This window comes from Burkholderia sp. ABCPW 14 (assembly GCF_001523835.1).
Taxonomy (GTDB): Bacteria; Pseudomonadota; Gammaproteobacteria; order Burkholderiales; family Burkholderiaceae; genus Burkholderia; species Burkholderia mayonis.
In genome coordinates this window covers 1-1,749 of the sequence record NZ_LOVS01000180.1, presented here as the reverse complement: position 1 = coordinate 1,749, position 1,749 = coordinate 1, and the positions used below count along the sequence as shown (strand labels likewise).

The following is a 1,749-nucleotide window of genomic DNA, read 5'->3' as shown; positions in this document are numbered from 1 at the left end:
CCGACCCGCCGTTCTGAACGGTACCGCCGTCGCAACACGTCAAAGGGGCCCGAGGGCCCCTGCGTACTTGAGAAAATTACTCAGCATTGCGCCGCCGTTTAAGCGCGGTTTTACGCCGCCATCAACATCTGTCTTGAATTGCTCCAAAACGACCGTGAACAGGTCTTCTCGCGCAAAGCCGGCAGCGACCTTCTCCGAGTCGGGCGCAACCGCGACCGGATTCGAGTTGTAGACGATGATCGCCTCGACCTTCGGCCCGAAATCCGCATCGCCGGGATGCAGCAACGCGTCGCCAATTGCATTCATATTGATCGACCGAGGCAGCTTGTTCGGCCAACCGGGCAGCAAATCGGGGCGCCCGAGTGCGACTGCATCGACGGGTGCCCATTCGGACGAGGACAGGAGCAGCCCGCCCGCGCGGTCGCGCCACGCCCCGGTGAGCGCGGGCAAGCTGGCAATTGCGCGAACCGCATTGCCGCCGCCGCGCACACGCTGCATGCCGTAATTGAGGCGGATCGACGCCTTGCGTGTGCGCCCGTATAGGCGAGCCAATTCGACGATCGCTTTGGCCGTCACGCCGCAGATGTCGGCCACGCGTTCGGGCGGATAAGTCATCGCGCGCGCCTTCAATGCATCGAAACCGAGCGTATGGTCGCGGATATAGTCCTGATCGAGGAGGCTCTCGTTGATCAGCACATGCATCATTCCGAGCGCAAATGCGCCATCGGTGCCCGGCTTCAGCGCAATGTGCTGATGACATTTTTCCGCCGTCAGCGACCGGTACGGATCGATTGCGATCAAGCGTGCGCCGCGTCGCTTGGCTTCTTGAGCGCGCGTCCAGAAATGGAGATTCGAGGCAATCGGATTCGCGCCCCAGATCAGGATCAGCTCGCTTTCTTCGAAGAATTCGAAATGCATCCCGACGCTGGCGCCGTACGTATAACGCAGCCCCGCGGCGCCAGCCGCCGAGCAAATCGTTCGTTCGAGACGCGACGCACCGAGCTTGTTGAAGAAGCGCTGCGCGATGCTCTCCCCTTGGATTAGTCCCATCGTTCCCGCATAGCTGTAGGGAACGATAGCTTCCGGCGCTCGGCGGGCAATTTCCGCGAGCCGCGCTGCCGTCAGTCGGTTCGCCTCGTCCCAGCTGATCGGCTCGAATCGCCCCTCTCCTTTCCGTCCGACTCGCTTGAGCGGCATCGTCAGCCGCTCCGGATGATGGACACGATCCGCATATCTGCTCACCTTCGTGCAGAGAACACCTTGCGTCGGCGGATGATCGGGGTCGCCGGCAACCCTGATGGCTTTGCCGTTCTCGACCGTGACACGAATGGCGCACGTATCGGGACAATCGTGCGGACAGACGGCTCGAGCGAATTGTGCGGGGGGATTCATGTTATGTCGCGCCGATTTTTATCGATTTGGCGATTTTACGCTTGGAAAGAACAAAAATTGTCGAGACGGGACAGCACTCCGCGCGCGGGGCTTGAAGCGGCGCTGTGGCCATGCGATGCGACGAGGCCTGCAGACAAGGCTGACGGTGGCTGGAGCAGGAGTTGGGTGAGAAGGGAGGTGGGGCGTTGGGAAGACGCGGGTGCCTGTGCCTGGTCGAGGGGCCTGGGAGCTTGGAGTGGAGGGGGTGTAAAAAACAAAACCCCCGCCTGGGTGGGCGGGGGTTTTGAGAGGGGAGCCTGACGATTACCTACTTTCACACGGGCAATCCGCACTATCATCGGCGTAGAGTCGTTTCAC

At 61.4% G+C, this 1,749-nt stretch carries 1 pseudogene; it reads right to left on the bottom strand.

The features are described 5' to 3' along the window. Positions 1-126: 126 nt before the first annotated feature. A pseudogene (locus WS62_RS27440) lies at positions 127-1,392 on the bottom strand (molybdopterin-dependent oxidoreductase); the annotation flags it as partial. Between the last annotated feature and the right edge of the window lie 357 nt (positions 1,393-1,749).